Origin of the sequence: Pseudoxanthomonas sp. CF125 (assembly GCF_900104085.1) — a bacterium.
Classification (GTDB): domain Bacteria; phylum Pseudomonadota; class Gammaproteobacteria; order Xanthomonadales; family Xanthomonadaceae; genus Pseudoxanthomonas_A.
Genome location: NZ_FNLD01000001.1, coordinates 889,106 through 904,521 on the forward strand (window position 1 = coordinate 889,106; position 15,416 = coordinate 904,521).

A 15,416-nucleotide genomic window follows, 5' to 3' on the forward strand; every position below is an offset into this window, starting at 1 on the left:
CGGGTTGCGCCTTATGCGGGCTCTGTCGGGCTTACGGCCGGAGCCACTACCCGATGATGCTCATGCATCTCGATGGCCGCCTTCAACAGCCCCACGTATCCAAGCCCCAGCATCAGCGTGCCGAAGCTGACTTCCTTGAGGATGCCGCCCTTGGAAACGAAAAATCCGAACATTCCCAGAGCTAGAAAAAGCAGCGTCGTGCCTGAAATAACCATCAGCGCGAGCATCCCTTTGCGCGGGTCTTCCCATACCTTCCTGGAGAAATTGTTCTGCGTCTTGGTGGTGTCCTGCAGCGTCGAGAAACTGATCGCCAGCCCACTGAAGATCAGCGCGCTATTGATGGACGTCCAGAATGTGTCGAAACCCGCGAAGTACGGATAGACCACATAACCCAACGCAACCAGCAGCAGCGGGTACTGCAGATAGCTGATGACCTGGAACAATTGCTTCACCTTACCCATGCGCGGTCCTCCCGACCCTGGTATCGCTGACGATCTGCTGCCCAAGTTCTTAAATCCGCCGGCCGCGCTAGCCGATGCGCAGGCGACCCTGCAAGATTCATAAGCGACCGACGGCATCAGCTCGGCAAGAATAACCCACCGCGTTCTTCCTCGGCCAGGTCACTCAGAATCTTTGAATGTCCCCGTGCGCACCTCGCCGCTGCGCGCATAGCGGGCAAGCAGCACGCCGCCAGCCGTGCGGGTCGATTGCGTCAGGGTGAAGGACGACGGTTGTGCGTTGTCGCCGAACAAGCGCTTGCCGTGTCCGATTACGACGGGGTAAATCATCAGCCGGAACTCGTCCACCAGTCCGGCCGCAAGCAGTTGGCGCACCAGGTCGCTACTGCCCCACGTCAACAGGTGGACGCCGTTCTTCCGCTTGAGCGCGCGTACCGCGCCAGCAAGGTCGCCCTGCAGCGCATGGCTGTTGTGCCAGTCGAGTGTACCGGTTCGATGCGTGGCCACGTGTTTTGGCACGCTGTTGAACTGGTCGGCGATGGCGTTGCTGGCCTTTACATGCGGCCAGTACGCCGCCCATATGTCGTAGGTGCGGCGCCCCAGCAGCAGCTCGAACGGCTGCGAGAACATATCCTGCAAATCCCGGCCGATGGCTTCGTCGGAATACGGCACTGTCCAGCCACCAAGACTGAATCCGCCGATGGGATCTTCTTCGGGCCCGCCCGGACCTTGGATGACGCCATCCAGGCCGATGTGTTCGGCGACGATGAGTTTGCGCATGCTGTTCTTCGAGTCGGCGGACCCAGGCGGCCCTATGGATACGACGAACGATTCGCACGCGGATCGACAAGCCGCTGCGGAGAAACCCTGCCCTGCGGGGAGACGGCGCAGTTAGGACAGGTTGTAGGCGATCCAGCCCTTGAAGGTGAAGCCGGCGTAGAACAGTTCGACGTTGCCGAATCCCGCTTCCTGCAGCAGGGCTACTTCCTGTTCGGGCGAGAGCAAGGGCAGCCGGTCGTTGATCGCGGCGGCGGCGTTCTTCGCGTCCTGCGGGGAAACGCCGGAGGCGGCTGCGAAGGCCACGTAGCGATTCAGCCAGCGCATCTTCTGGTCTTCGGCTTGGGGAACGCTGTGATGGGCAACGATGAGCGGCGCGCCGGGCTTCAGTCGCCGCCTCAGTTCGGTGAGCGTATGCAGGCGTTCTTCGGCAGTAAGGAAATGCAGGGTCAGCAGGCAGGTGGCGCCGTCGAAGGGTCCTTCCGGCGCGGTGTCGATGTAGCCTTCATGCAGTTCGATACGCGATGCCAGCGGGCCCAGGGTGGCGCTTGCCAGCTTCAGCATTTCGGCCGACGGGTCCACACCCACCAGGTTCCACTCCGGCTGCGCTTCGGCAAAGACTTTCAACTCCAGGCCGCCTCCGGCGCCGAGGACGAGCACATGGCCGTCAGGGGGAACGGTCTCGGCGAGCAGCAGCGCCGTCATCCGTTGAAGGGCGTGGAAGCCTGGAACCTGCTTGGCGGGACGCTCGGCGTAGTTGGCGACGGATTGGGGATCGGAGAACGACGACAAGGAAGAGCTCCAGAACTGGCGTTTGGCAGTTCATGCTACTGCATGGAATCTGCTGTTGGCCGGGCAACCATCATCATGCGCTGCGATGACTTTAGAGAGAACGCCGGGCTAAAGCCACCCACGAGATCTCAACATGCCCTCCTCTCCCTTGATGGGAGAGGGTGGCCGAAGGCCGGGAGAGGGTGCGCCGGAGCCTTCAGTAATGAATAGCCAAAAAGATCACGAGTGAGAACAAAGCCAAAGCACGCATCTCTACTCTCGCGTCCCCTCTCCTGCCCCCGTATCAAGTACGGGGCAGGCTCTACGGGCATCCTCTCCCACAAGGGGAGAGGAGAAAAGAACCTATTGCACTCACAGCCTTGGCCCATCCCTGCCATGCATTCAATCGCAACGACTTCGGAAACAGCGGTCAGCTGAAGCCTACCCTACGGGATCTTCCCACTCATGTTGTGGGCGACCAGATCCAACTCGCGGGCTTTGTTCCCGAATCCTGATCCTTCGACCCTGTTGCTGCTCATCAGGATATGGACGTGATGGTTGCGACTGTCACCCTCGCGGCTCGGCAGGTGCGGTAACCGCGAAGATCGCGCCATGCGCGCACTTTTACAAATCAGGATCAACTCGAATCATTGATCTGGAAGAAATAAGCGGAAAAGCCTCAGTCTCGCCTCTTTGAGTTTGAACCCGATGTGGACGTCCGCGCGGCCCGTGCCGTGGGCGGAGATGGCCTGGCGCCAACAGGCGCGCACAAAGAAAGCGCCGCTGCGGGAGCGCAGCGGCGTCGCTCAGTACTTCTTCTCAACGTTCAGCAGTACGCCGTGATCACTGTCCCTGCCGTCGCCCAGCACTCCGCGATACTCGATGCGGGTGGACAGCCCGTTGTCGGTGGAGAACTGCGCACCCAGGCCCAGTTGGAAGCGGCTGTGGTCCAGGCCCTGCACGTCGGCACGGTAGAACGGACCGGACAACAGATCGGCGTAGCTCATCGAAGCACTGCCTCCGCCCTGGAAGTCGTACTGGTACTCCAGCCGGAACTGCGGCGTCAGTACGCCCCAACTCATCTGCTGGCGATAGTCGAAGCGCAGACCGAGGTTGCCGGTGGTGGTATCCACGTCCATGTCGACGTAGCGCAGCGCGTAGAACGGATCGCCACGCTCGGTGTAGCCATCCAGAATGGCGCGCGCCACATCCAACCGCGCGTACGGCGTCAACTGCCAAGGTCCGCGCTGCACGTCGGCACCGGCCGAGAGCGAGGCGAACCATTGGCCGCCATCGCGCGAACCGCCCACCAGTGCGCCATTGGCGGTGACGTACCGGCGCAGGTCGTAGGACAGATTCTGGTAGCCCGCCAACGCATCCAGGAAGAACCGGCCCGGATGGTAACTGGCATACGCCGCCAAGGTATATGCAGTGCCTTCGCTGCGGCTGCCCAGAGCGCCGATGTCGCTGTCGTCGCGGCCCCAACCCAGGCCGGCGCCGATGACGAAGTCAGGCGTGAGCCGGTAGTCGCCGCCTACGCTCAGGCCATCGCTCTCGAAATCGACCTTCGCGCGTGCCGTGCTGCCCTCCAGTTGGCCGGAGCGGATCACACCACCGGTCCACAGGCCGAACGCGCCGCCGGCCTCCTGCGGATTTGTGGCCGTGGCCACGGGTTCGTCTCTCTCGGCTTCCGAGGTTTCGCGGTCGCAATGCTGGTCAGGAATGCTGTCCGCGGCCTGACGGCAACGCGGATCGATCTGGAAGCTCACGCCGTTGTCGAAACGCCCGCCACCACCGCCATGCAGGCTTTCCAGGCGACGTTGGAAGTTGTCGATCTGGGCGGTCGCGAAACGGCGCGTGGCCTCGGCCTGGGCACGCAGCAATCCCAGCACTTCCGGGTCCTGGGACGGGTCCGGGCGCCCAACGACATGGAACTCGATGCTGGCTTCGGCCGAGGTGGCGAACGCATTGGCCAGCGTGAACCGCGCCGTCGCAATGCCGGAAAAGCCCGCGGCCGGAGTGAAGGTCAAGATGTAGCGCGCACTGCCGCCCTCTCCGCTACGCGCGATGGTCGCGCTGCCCGCCTGCGCCGGTGCCAGCGAGACCAGCGTTGCCGCGGTAAAGGGACCGCCGGTGGCCCCTTCGGTCAGATCCACATCGACCGCGGCCACGCCCTGGACATCCACCGTGCGCGACACCGCCACCGGCAACGGGTTGACCGTCACCGTCACCGTGGCCGGTGCCGAGGAACCGCCTGGCCCCGTTGCGATGTAGCTGAAGCTATCGGTGCCGGAGAAACCTTCGGCCGGCGTATACACCACTTCCAGCCCGCTCACGGCCGCGGTGCCGTGGGTCGGCGCGGAAGTGATGGCGACCGAGGCGATCACGCCGGTGTCGTTCTCGGTCACCGCGATGGTGGTGGTGCTTCCGGAAAGCATCGTCGCCACATCATCCACCGCCAGCGACGCAGCGGCATCCACGGTCCAGACGAAATTCATCGTGCCGGAGAAGCCGTTCGCATCGGTTGCGGCGACGGTGAAACTGAAATCGCCATCTGCCGCGGGCGTGCCGCTCAACACGCCATTGCTGCCCAGGCTCATCCCGGGCGGCAGAGTGCCGCCGGTCAGCGCGAACGTATAGGGCGCCATGCCGCCGCTGGCAGTCAGCGTTTGGGTGTAGGCACTACCGCGCACGCCGGCGGGCAGACTGCCTGGAGCAATGGTAATCGTCGGCGCTGCGATCACTACGGTATAGCTGACGGTAGCGCTGAAGCCGTCGGCGTCGGTGGACCGGACCTGGAAGGTATAGCTGCCGGCCGTGGTCGGCGTGCCACTGAGCACGCCCGCGGAACTGAAGGACAGACCAATCGGCAACGCCCCGCTCAGCAGCGAATAGCTGTACGGCGCAACGCCGCCGCTGGTGCTCAAGGCCTGGCTGTAGACGGCGCCGGGCAGGCCCGCCGGCAGCGTGGCCGGGACGATCGTGAGCGTCGGTGCCGCGATATCGAAGGTGAACGCCTGCGTGCCGGTCTGGCCGTTCGCGTCGGTGGCCCGCACGTTCAACGAGAAGGTGCCAGCGCTGCGCGGAATGCCCGCGAATTGACCAGCGGAACTGAAGCTCATTCCCACCGGCAGTGCGCCGCTCAGCAGCGAATAACTGTAAGGGCCGACGCCGCCCGTCGCGGCGAGTGCCTGCGAGTAGGGAGTGCCCACGGCACCGTCCGGCAACGTCGATGGGTTGATCGCGATGCCCGCGGCTCCCACCTGCAGCAGGTAGTTCGCCTGCACCGTGAAGGGCGCGCCGGTGCCGGTCGAACTGTCCGTCCCCTGGATCGTGATGGCGTAATCGCCCGGCATGGTCGGCGTGCCTGAAAGCACGCCGGCGGAGGTGAACGACATGCCCGGCGGCAGGCTGCCGGCCGCCAGGCTGTAGCTGTACGGCGCCACGCCGCCGCTGGCGGTGAAGGTCTGCGAGAACGCAGCGCCATACGTCAACGCAAGAGTGCCCGGGGCTGGCGAGATCGACATCGTCGGTGCGGACACGGTCAGGCTGAAGACCTGGCCATGAGCGAACGGTCCGGTACCCGTGCTGCTGTCGGTGGCCGAGACATTGAGCGAGAACGCGCCCGCTGCCGTCGGCGTGCCGGAGACGGTCACGCTGTCGGCGGTGGTCCCCGTGATCGACAGGCCGGCCGGCAACCCGGTCACCGAGTAGCCGCTGTACGGTGCCGCGCCGCCGGCGAAGGTGAAGGTCTGGGTGTAGGCGGTTCCGACCGGCACCGTCAACACGGCGGACGGTGTGATGGTCAAGGTCGGAGTCGAGACCGTGATGGTGACCGTCGCGGGTGCGGAGGTTCCCGCGGCGTTGGTCGCGGTGTAGGTGAACGTGTCGGGTCCGGCATAGCCAGCGGTCGGCTGATAGGTGATCGTCGTGCCGCCGGCAGTCGCCGTGCCATGCGCCGCGGCGGTACTAACGGCCACGGACGACGCTGCACCTCCCGTGATGTTGAGAGTGATAGGCGCGGCGGCAGCGCCATACGCCACGGTCGCCGAAACGGCGTTGGCGACAGGCGGCACGGTGTCCGATTGGAGCGAATAGGATTGAGTGGCGCTGTAGGGTCCCGTGCCGGTGCTGGAATCGGTGGCGGTCACGCTGAAATTGAAAGTCCCGTCAGCCGTGGGCGTGCCGGACAGTACGCCGGCACTGCTGAGCATGACGCCCGCCGGCAGTGCACCGGCGCTGAGGGCATAGCTGTAAGGCGCGGTGCCGCCGCTGGCCGCATTGAGCGTCGTTGAATACGCCGCCCCTATGGTGGCGTTCGGCAGCGTGGTCGGCGGCAGCACGATCGTCGGCGCGGCCGCGGTCAGGCTGTAAGCGCGGGAGCCGGTGAAGCTGTCGCTGTCGGTCGCCCTGACGGTGAAGTTGAACGTACCGCCGGCCGTCGGCGTGCCGGTCAGTGCGCCGCTGCCTGCGTCGAGGGTGAGACCCGCCGGCAGTCCGCCGGCACTGATTGCGAAGGAGTAAGGCCCGGTGCCGCCGCTGGCGGTGAAGGTCTGGCTGTATGTAGCGCCGACCGTTGCCGCCGGCACCGTGGCGGGACTGACCACGATGGTGGGCGGGAAGGTGACGGTGAGCGTGTAGCCCTCGAGTTCAGACCAGCTGCCCGATCCGGTGCTGGCGTCGGTGACGCGCAAAGTGACCGAGTAGGTGCCGGCTGCCGTCGCGGTGCCGCTGATCACGCCGGCAGCAGAAATGCTGATGCCCGCCGGGAAGCTGCCGGATTCGAGCAGGAAGCTGTGCGGCGCGACCCCGCCGGTGGCCGACAGTGTCTGGCTGAAAGCGACGCCTCGGATGGCGGTGCCGGTGGTCGGGGTGATCTCGAAAGACGGGTTCTCGACGACGCCGGTGTAACTCCTGCTGACGAAGTCGCCGAGGGAATCCTGCGAACGGACGCTGAAATTGTAGCTGCCGCGTCGCGTGGGGGTGCCGCTGATGATCCCCGCCGGGCTCAAGCTGAGTCCGACCGGAAGCGCGCCCGCGTCCACGCTATAGGTATAAGGCCCTGTGCCGCCGGTGGAAGCCAAGGTCTGGTTGAACGGGTTACCGGCGGTCAGCGTCGGCAGGGACGCCGGGGACACCACGATCTGTGCCCAGGCGAGCGCGGGCGACAACAAGCCCAGCGCGAACAGTAGAAAGGAAAAACTCAGCGCACCGGCAAAGCGGCGGCGCGGCGAAAGACGCGAACGATCCTGCATGTTGTTGATCCCCTGTAGCCGAATCGCGACAGGGCGTCGACCTACGCTCCCTGCGCGGTAGAAACGTAGATACGTTTACCAAACCATCGATCGGCCAAGTGCAGCCGTTCCCCAACAGATGCATTGAAACAGGATCGGAGAGCGGAGGGAAGTCCCCGTTCCGTGCCGTGCATTCCAAGTCGCGTCGGCGCTTGTGCAGCCGATCCTTGAGCTACGGGGGTGAGCTACGGTGGCAGGTCAAGCCAGGATGACCACATCCAGGCGGGCCACTGCAAGGTCAGAACTCGTAGTGCGGAACCATCGCAGGTGATGACCAGCTTCGCTGTTGAAAACCCGCCGAATGCAACTGACACCAAAGACCGCCTCAGCGTGGAGACATGCGGCGGAATCCGCTATGCGGGTTCCGCCCTACGCGGACTTGAATGGAGTGCTGGGCCTCATCTGGCCTTCCGAAAGGCATAAATAACCGCAGGGGTTTTTGGTGGCTCCGCAAAGCCAGGTTTCTGCGGCTCTGCAGTCCAGCGAACAAATCTCCTAACGATCACCTTGCTTTTGAGTTCTTCAGCCACCTGGGATATTGCTTGCTCCACCGTGTGCTCGGGATCTTTAACAAAGGGCTGCGATAACATATCCTCTACGGTACTGGGATTCATGGCTGCAACGTGCATCGCCAAGTCACTTGCGAGCAGCTTGAACAAATCCATCCTCGACGCAAATGAGTCGGATGCGTCCAGCTCTATAAGGACGCCAATGCCGCCATTGTGGACGTAGCTCTCGATGTAATGGTTGAAATAGTCCATGTGGTCCAACAGCTAAATTAAGCCGGCCCGCGAGGGTTCGAAGTGGGTGGATTGTCAGGCGGCAACAGTTACCATCTCACCAGAATATTACGAGCAAGACGAAACCTATAAGCAAGACAGCGGATGCGAAGAGAAGCGCCATGAAGTTTCTGCCGCCCGCACAATCTGCGCAGTACCGCCCTGAAGTTCCAGCGCTGCCCATCAAAAACAGCAGAACCACGGCATACCTAGGAAGACTGCCAGTTACTGCAGGACGCTCTTCACAATGCTCACATAACTTGGTCATGTGCCCTACTACCCAATTGACGAACCCGTCCGTATTACCGCAATCATATCGATCGATGAGGCCAGCGAGGAATAGCCAGTTGCAATGATTTCGGAAAGAACGGTCGGCTGAAGCCCACCCTACAGGCCTCAGTACCCCACTGCGACCAACCGAAAGGCCATGCCACCGACAGTAGCATCCGGTTTGAACGATACGTCTATTAATGCCCCGCGATTATCCGATCCGTAGCTAAACGAGAAAAATGCCTCATTGAGATTCAGGTCGCCGTCGAACTTGGTTTTCCGGGATAGGCACGACACTGCATCTTTAACGTCGGCCCCTGTGAACTCGGTTGATCCGTATTCCATTAAATACGCACAAACCTTCGCGGCAGGTCCATAGCCGTTATGTGTGCAGCGCTTAGCAGCTAGCGCCAATTCGGCAGTGTCCTTGAAGTTTGAACCCCACGATGTGCGGAATATGAACTCGCGAGTCTGGTCGGGTTGGACAGAATCGACGAATGCACGAAGGACTTTGCAGAAATCCGGTTCAGGAGAAGCATAGGCCGTCGGTGCACCTAAGAGGACCAGCACTAGGAACGATAAACCGCCAAGTATTTTCATCTACTGCCTGACGCCTGAATTAGGCCGACCCGCGAAGCGGGTTCGGCTTGAATGAACTGCTAGGCCACAACTCCACGCGGGCTAGGCGGCGACCATGGTTTCCAGGTATTTACCAACAAGTAGATGCCAATCAAAGTGCCTACGGGAAAACCAAGCAAGAGCAGCAAGGAAATCACGATAGATGCTATCCGTGCCCAAGGTTTGGATTGGCGAGCCCCTTTGGCTGTGATGTGGTGGGCCAAGAAAACGATGCCGAAAACAATGGCTGGAAAGGCGATGGATGCGGTTCTGGCCTCAGGCTCACTGACTACGAGAAAGACGACGATTGCCAGGATGAATGCATAGAGCCAAGAGAGTGCCCTATGCGCCCTTGCGACTTTGATGTTTCGCTCCATCCGTAATCCTCGAAGTCAATAGACAAACCCATGAGTCCGATTGTACGACTTATCCGCAGCACATAGGCTGGGCTTCGCTGCGCTCTACCCGGTCTACGTCACTCATCTTCGGACGCTTCATAAGGCTCACGGATCCATGGCTCGCCTGGGGATGCACGCACTGCACACCAACCTGGCGGCAAATCAGCAAGGTCTAGCAGCCCCGAATCTCGCTCTACCATGCACCCTAGGCAAACCAACTTAAGATCGTCGAAGTCAGTCGTCGTTCCGCACAGGAACTGCCAGTCCCCGTCGTGGTCATGGTAGATCTCGAGGATCGGATACCCGTCTTCTAGTACTTGCTTTGTCGTAAAAGTGCCGGTTTCAACTGGCTCTTGAAACGACCAGGAGTGGAAATCGTGAAAGTGGGTCATATGAGGCCTAACGTCTGAATCAAGCCGAGCCGCGAGGCGGCTTCGGCTTGAATGAATTCTTAGCCGTACTTACGCTCGAAAGCATCACGAGAGAAATCCATGTAGTAGAGCGCAGCCTCGATGGCGCTTGCACGGCCACTAACCGTCTTCTGGATGTGCCGTTTGCGGGAGAACCAGCCTAGAATCCCTCTGCCACCCGATATGCAGCCGGACCAAATCAGGTACTCCGATTTTCCAACAGGTCGGACCTCAACAAAATCTTTCTCGCTGCGGTAGAAGCCGACACCAAAGTGCTTGCCGGAGAGGGATGCTTCCGCAGCCTCAACAAGCACCGGCACCTGCTCTCTTGAGACGACCCCGAGCTCTTCAATGCCTGAATCGTCAAAAGCTTTGTACGCGCGCATGAACGCTCCTGTACAGCTACCTACCTAATAGACGTACCCCGTCCGCATAGCCACGATGATACCGGCCCGTGAGTACGTAGGCGGGATTGGTTTCACCAATCCAGCCGAGTGAATAATCTGGCGGAGGCGCCGGGGCAACCCAGCCTACGGGCCTTACCCCGGCCGGAAGGTGGTCGCGACGACGATCTGGTCGGCGGCTTCGGCCAGTTGGGTGAAGCAGTGGGCCAGGCCGGCGCGGGGCAGGATGAGGGCGTCGGGGTTGGTGTGTTCGGGTTGGCTGAGTTCGGCCAGCAGGTGCAGGTAGTGGCTGAGGGATTGCAGTTGCTGGTGGGCTTCTTCCGGCAGGAAATAGCCGGGCTCGCATGGCGTTCCTTGGCGCATGACGGTCTCCTTTCTTGTTCGCGATGGAATGCCTTGCGCGCAGGCGCGCGCAAGGTGTCGGGAGGTTTGAAACCGCACACAGTCGGCGGGCGTATTTCCCTTGCGGGTGTTGTATTAGCCGCCCTCCCGACGCGGAACGTTGCGCCGGTTGCGCCCAAGACACGGGCACAAAAAACCCACCAGATTGACGGAGGTGGGCACCGCTGTGTGTCGGAGTTTCAACGCTCCTTAGAAGCGAGTTTGCAAAGGCGGGGCCGTTGTGTCAACTCACATTTGTATCGAAATACAGCTTTACCCAAAGAAGACCGATGCGGCCTACTCCCTTAGTGGCTGTCGGCTCGTTTTCACCGTATCAGCCGTTATCGCTGGCCACGGAAGGCGGGTTAAAACCCGCCCTACGCACCCATTTTTGTAGGGCGGGTTTTAACCCGCCTTCCGTAAGTGATACAGATGCCAAAGCATCAAGCGGTCTTAACCCGCCTTACGCACGTTACTAGGCTTCACGTGCCTTGTAACTCTTCCAGGCGTGGCGCGTCCAAGCCACGCCTGAGATCAAAATTACGCCGGCAACCATGGCTGATAGATAGTTTCTTGGACTCGGCGATACCAAGCCTGCAATTAACGCCCCTAAGTAGGCGATTCCATACGCAGCTGCAAGTAAGCCGACTATGATCTGCGCGACTGGACTAGGCTTCCTTGGAACACCTCGAACAATTCTTACAAACATGAAGGCTGCCCAAAGCGCCAACATGGAAAGTGCGGACAGAACTGCAATCACTGCGATGGGAATATGCTCGGAGCGTTGAAGGATTAGGTAAGTTCCTAACGCAACAATTGTCCCGAGGAACAGAAATATAAGCAGACTAGCTACGGCACCTATCCAGCGCTCTAGTCTAGTTGGCAGACGGTCAAGGTTTTCTGTCTCTGTCATGGGACCTAACGCCTGAATTAAGCCGACCCGCCACGGATCGGAACTGAAGCCGATGATAACCAGAACTCAACGAATCCAGTGAGCACGTAGGCTGGGTTGGCTTTATCAACCCAGCAAAGCGCATGACCCTCCAAAGACGCTGGAATGATTAAAGCCAACCCAGCCTACGGCCCTCTTGAATATGAAAGCCTTAACGCGATTAGTCCCAACACAATCACGCATGCGGCGATCACGGCATAGAACATAAAGTTCACTGAGATGTAGGCGATATATAGCTTGGCCATTTCGTTCGTGTATGTGCCGCCGTTATGCTCAAAGATTGTTACCGCAGCCCTCTTCGTGGGACCTGCGACAACGAACAGCGAAAACAGGGCCGAGATGACAAGAACCCATATTGCGGCGCGATAGAGTCGCGGGCGAAAAATGACAACGATTCCACCAATACAGATGGCCAGAAAGCAAGCCAAACCAGTGATTGCAGTGACGGTGTCCATATGTCTTCTAACGCCTGCGTTAGGCCTACCCGCAAAGGGTAAAGCCCACCCTACGGGCTCTGCTTGAATTAATTGTTAAGCGACGACGGATTCATAAGCACGAATCACCTCATCTCTGAGAGCAGCTGGGAGTCGGTCATAGTCTTTAGCTCGATCACTGAGCTTATCGCCCAGGTCCACGGACGTATCGTAGCCGTTTGCTATAGCTTGCAGAAGCAGCATCGTGCAAAAGAAGAACTCGCGTTCGTGTCCATCATTCAACTGATGGGATCCGAGGGCGATGACCTCATGCGGATACCAGTATTGGTCCTCTTGCAAGTCTCCACCCTGCTCGAATATCAATGACCGTAACGCATCCAGGTGGCGCTCTGAGTTTTGGTCATAATCCAAGGATGCAATGTATCTCAGCTCACTTTCAGTTGCAGTCTTGATCAACGAATGAATCAACATGACACTCACCGCCTGAATTGAGCCAGCCCGGGAGGGTTCGGGATGGGTGAATTCTCAGACCTCATTGAGGACAAGCCTACGGAACTGCTGCACATAAGCAAGTAGCCCGGGTAAGGCCAAAGGCCGCACCCGGGGAACGTAGAGCTACAGTGAAGCGCCCCGGGTGCGCTTCGCTTACCCGGGCTACGCTGGCTGAAGTCCACCCTACGATCTGGGTTGATAAAACCAACCCAGACAACGACCCCGTATCCTAAAGGGCCGCGATTTTAAGCCCTGCCTCCAGCACCTCATCCCGGCCAGCGCGGACGCCCTCAATCGAACGTTCTGCGCGCACCGTTGGTAAAACCCCTATGCCTTGGAAACGCGATCCATCCAGCTTCCGGACTCGCATGCCGGTCCAGATGACCGCATATCCGCCAGGCAATTGGAAGCTATTTATGTTGCCGTTCGTTCCCGCGGTCGGCCCCCCGACAATTTCACCAAGCTTGTTTCCTTCGACCATACCCATGATCGTTTCCCCTTGACTGATAGTTCCTCCGCCGCACAGAAAAACCAACTTTCCCTTGAAGATTGGAGAGACCGGTTCTAACTTCCATGAGCCTGAACCGTCATAAACGACATCGCGGCGTTCCGGCGCCGTAAAAATCGGCACCTCGAACAGATCCGTGCGAATGGCGGTTGGCGACAGATGAGCCAAGACAGAAATAGCATCGGGTGCCGGATATTCCCTGACATCGATTATGACGGCTTTTGCGTTTGACCAATCAGCAATGTGTTCGTTGATAATTGCGGACGTAATCCTGCTCAAGTCCACGTACCAAACTCCAGATCCAACTTCTTCCGTCGGGGGATGTTGTGAACTTTGAGTCAGCGCCGTTGCTGTAGTCGCGGGCTCAACGGCTATATCGGAAACTCGGCCATCCGCGTGCCGAACCTGAAGAAGCACGGGCTTGGCATCTTTTCTTGTTGCCAATCTCCTAAGAGTTTCGGTATCCCGCCATTGCGTAGTGGACGACGAAACGAGCGGCTCGATCTCGCGAATAAGCTCACCCACAGGGCGCCCATCGATCTTCGCGACAATGTCGCCCGGGGCAATGCTTTTCCGCAAAGTTTCAGTGATTCCGGTAACCACCAGTTGACCGCTGATCCATTCCCAGCGGATTGACACATTGAAGGCCGGCTTGTACACGCTAGCGACATAACCATGACCATCGTTGAGTGCAGCTACCAGCAGCGACAAAGTAGTTTCGAACTCATCGTCATCGTGATCGGTAGCCGCACGCGCCAATGCCGTCCTGAGTTGGGAAGGCCAATCGACCTTTACAGCATCGAAGTAGGGGTAAAAGTGCTCGAATACGGTCCATGCCAGCACGATGTCTGCGATTCGCGTGGTCCTGTCCGCTCCAGAAGGTCGGAAACCAGGCGGCTTGTCCAACGTGTTCGGGCCTACTTTGTACTCAGGATCCAGGAGTCCCGACGCGCCCTCAATGGCACTCATCGGAACAAGCGCCGAAACACCGCCACCAAGATCAATGTTCAGCGGTTTCCGCTCATCGCCAGCGCTCAAGTAGACTCGTTCGCTCTTGTACAAGGGAATTCGGCCGCTCCTATCCAATTTGACGCCATAGTGACGCCAAGCAATGCGCTTGGCTCCCACCGGATCAGGTGCGGGGCGCTCGGCCGGCAAAGGTCGATCCGTTTGGTATACGCGGACGGCGGGAGCGACCGTAGCGAACACCTTCTGTAAGCGGTCAGCAAGCTCAGTGGCGCTTCGCGCATCTTCCACGGCACCTACGCCCGCAATGGCAAGATCATCCCAGGAAGAGCTTTCCACGTCATTCCCTGGATAGAAAAATCTGATATATCCGAATAGCTTGGCGAAGCTCTCGATGTTGCCCAGCCCGCGAGGGGTAAGCGGCCGCGGCGGATCGTAACCCGCCTCTTCCGGCTGCAGGACCGTCAGGGTGGCGGAATCGACCCACACCTTGCCTTTGCCGCTCGAGAGCACCCCAACTGTGAGTTTTTCTGCGGTCTCCGGGATCTTGAAGACAATGTCGTAGAAGCCCCAATCGGAGGATCTGATCGGGCGATCGCTCATGTTGTCAAAGACGAGAACGTTTTTCTGGAGGTCATTGGCTCGAAACCACAGACCGATTTTCGTAGAGACCGGGGCGTCGGTCTTCACAGCAGCCCGATAACGTAGCCATCTCCCTCGGTAGCTCGTCGAATCGAAACTACGTGAAGCCGCTCCAACCGGATTTTGAGAGCTTCCGTCAACGGTGAGCAAAGCACTTTTTCCGCCTTGCTCCGAGTGGTCCTCCACCGTCGTAAAACTGACGTCGGAATCGGGTGCCATTGCATCCTTTTTCCATTCGCTTGGCGGTGCTCCAGCCGGATCCGCATCGAAGTCCATGCTGATCGGCTGCAAAGAAGGTTCCGCCAAACCAATACCGGCGATCAACGGCAGCATCGCAAAGAGAATAGAAGCAGCAATTTTACAGACGCCACCCCATCGGCGGCGTCGCTCCGGATTCAGCTCAACATGCCTGGATCCTTCAATTGAGATCATGCTTGCTGAAATAACTCCAACTTCTGCATCAGCCAATTCAAGCACGATCGAACTCCATGATTGGTGTCGCCAATCATCCAGCATCTATACTCTTAACAAAGCTGCATAGGTGTTAATTGCGAACATTCTGTTCGCATTCCGCGAACAGAACGCAAGATGAACCTAATGCAGCAATACCGATCGCATCTTTGATGCGAAACGCTCGCGCGCCCTCTCCTGCCCCGCATCAGGTACGGAGCAGGCCCTACGGGATCCTCCCAGCCTTGCACACCCTTCAGGCGCCACCAAGGGAGATGAGAAATAACGGTGGGCTAGCCCACCCCGCGGGCCTGCATCAGTGTAGGGACATGTGGCGAGTGCCAACTATGTGGGGCGTCGGCGACGGGCGTCAATGATCCCTGGTTCGAGCCATTCGCCGCTCGGGCGACGA

At 59.7% G+C, this 15,416-nt stretch carries 12 protein-coding genes; all 12 read right to left on the reverse strand.

What is annotated here, in order from left to right; genetic code table 11:
- Positions 1 to 11: 11 nt before the first annotated feature.
- The 12 genes from BLR66_RS03835 to BLR66_RS03895 all read right to left on the reverse strand — a co-directional run bounded on the left by BLR66_RS03835 (position 12) and on the right by BLR66_RS03895 (position 15,070).
- The gene (locus BLR66_RS03835) at positions 12 to 461 is read right to left on the reverse strand and encodes a hypothetical protein (RefSeq protein WP_093280286.1); all 450 of its coding nucleotides are present in this window, start codon (positions 459 to 461) and stop codon (positions 12 to 14) included.
- A 159-nt stretch (positions 462 to 620) separates the two neighbouring features.
- The gene (locus BLR66_RS03840; RefSeq protein WP_093280287.1) at positions 621 to 1,238 is read right to left on the reverse strand and encodes a dihydrofolate reductase family protein; all 618 of its coding nucleotides are present in this window, start codon (positions 1,236 to 1,238) and stop codon (positions 621 to 623) included.
- Between the two features lie 111 nt (positions 1,239 to 1,349).
- Positions 1,350 to 2,027, reverse strand: a complete 678-nt coding sequence (locus tag BLR66_RS03845) for a class I SAM-dependent methyltransferase (protein WP_093280288.1) — start codon at positions 2,025 to 2,027, stop codon at positions 1,350 to 1,352.
- A gap of 785 nt (positions 2,028 to 2,812) precedes the next feature.
- Complete coding sequence (locus BLR66_RS03850) at positions 2,813 to 7,261, reverse strand: putative Ig domain-containing protein (protein ID WP_093280289.1); 4,449 nt, start codon at positions 7,259 to 7,261, stop codon at positions 2,813 to 2,815.
- 437 nt (positions 7,262 to 7,698) lie between these two features.
- Positions 7,699 to 8,061 carry a hypothetical protein gene (locus BLR66_RS03855; RefSeq protein WP_093280290.1) on the reverse strand — a complete coding sequence of 121 codons (363 nt, stop codon included), beginning with the start codon at positions 8,059 to 8,061 and terminating at the stop codon, positions 7,699 to 7,701.
- 414 nt (positions 8,062 to 8,475) lie between these two features.
- Entirely contained in the window at positions 8,476 to 8,949 is a 474-nt protein-coding gene (locus tag BLR66_RS03860; protein WP_093280291.1) for a hypothetical protein, read from the reverse strand.
- Between the two features lie 867 nt (positions 8,950 to 9,816).
- Positions 9,817 to 10,161 carry a hypothetical protein gene (locus BLR66_RS03875; protein ID WP_093280294.1) on the reverse strand — a complete coding sequence of 115 codons (345 nt, stop codon included), beginning with the start codon at positions 10,159 to 10,161 and terminating at the stop codon, positions 9,817 to 9,819.
- Positions 10,162 to 10,314: 153 nt separating this feature from the next.
- Positions 10,315 to 10,542 (reverse strand): XAC0095 family protein, encoded by a 228-nt coding sequence (locus BLR66_RS19135; protein ID WP_093280295.1) that lies wholly within the window; start codon positions 10,540 to 10,542, stop codon positions 10,315 to 10,317.
- 493 nt (positions 10,543 to 11,035) lie between these two features.
- Positions 11,036 to 11,473: a hypothetical protein gene (locus BLR66_RS19140; protein WP_176943749.1), complete on the reverse strand. Its 438-nt coding sequence runs from the start codon at positions 11,471 to 11,473 to the stop codon at positions 11,036 to 11,038.
- 164 nt (positions 11,474 to 11,637) lie between these two features.
- Positions 11,638 to 11,967: a hypothetical protein gene (locus BLR66_RS03885; RefSeq protein WP_093280296.1), complete on the reverse strand. Its 330-nt coding sequence runs from the start codon at positions 11,965 to 11,967 to the stop codon at positions 11,638 to 11,640.
- Between the two features lie 75 nt (positions 11,968 to 12,042).
- Positions 12,043 to 12,417: a hypothetical protein gene (locus BLR66_RS03890; protein WP_093280297.1), complete on the reverse strand. Its 375-nt coding sequence runs from the start codon at positions 12,415 to 12,417 to the stop codon at positions 12,043 to 12,045.
- Positions 12,418 to 12,667: 250 nt separating this feature from the next.
- Complete coding sequence (locus BLR66_RS03895) at positions 12,668 to 15,070, reverse strand: S41 family peptidase (protein WP_093280298.1); 2,403 nt, start codon at positions 15,068 to 15,070, stop codon at positions 12,668 to 12,670.
- Positions 15,071 to 15,416 lie beyond the last annotated feature (346 nt).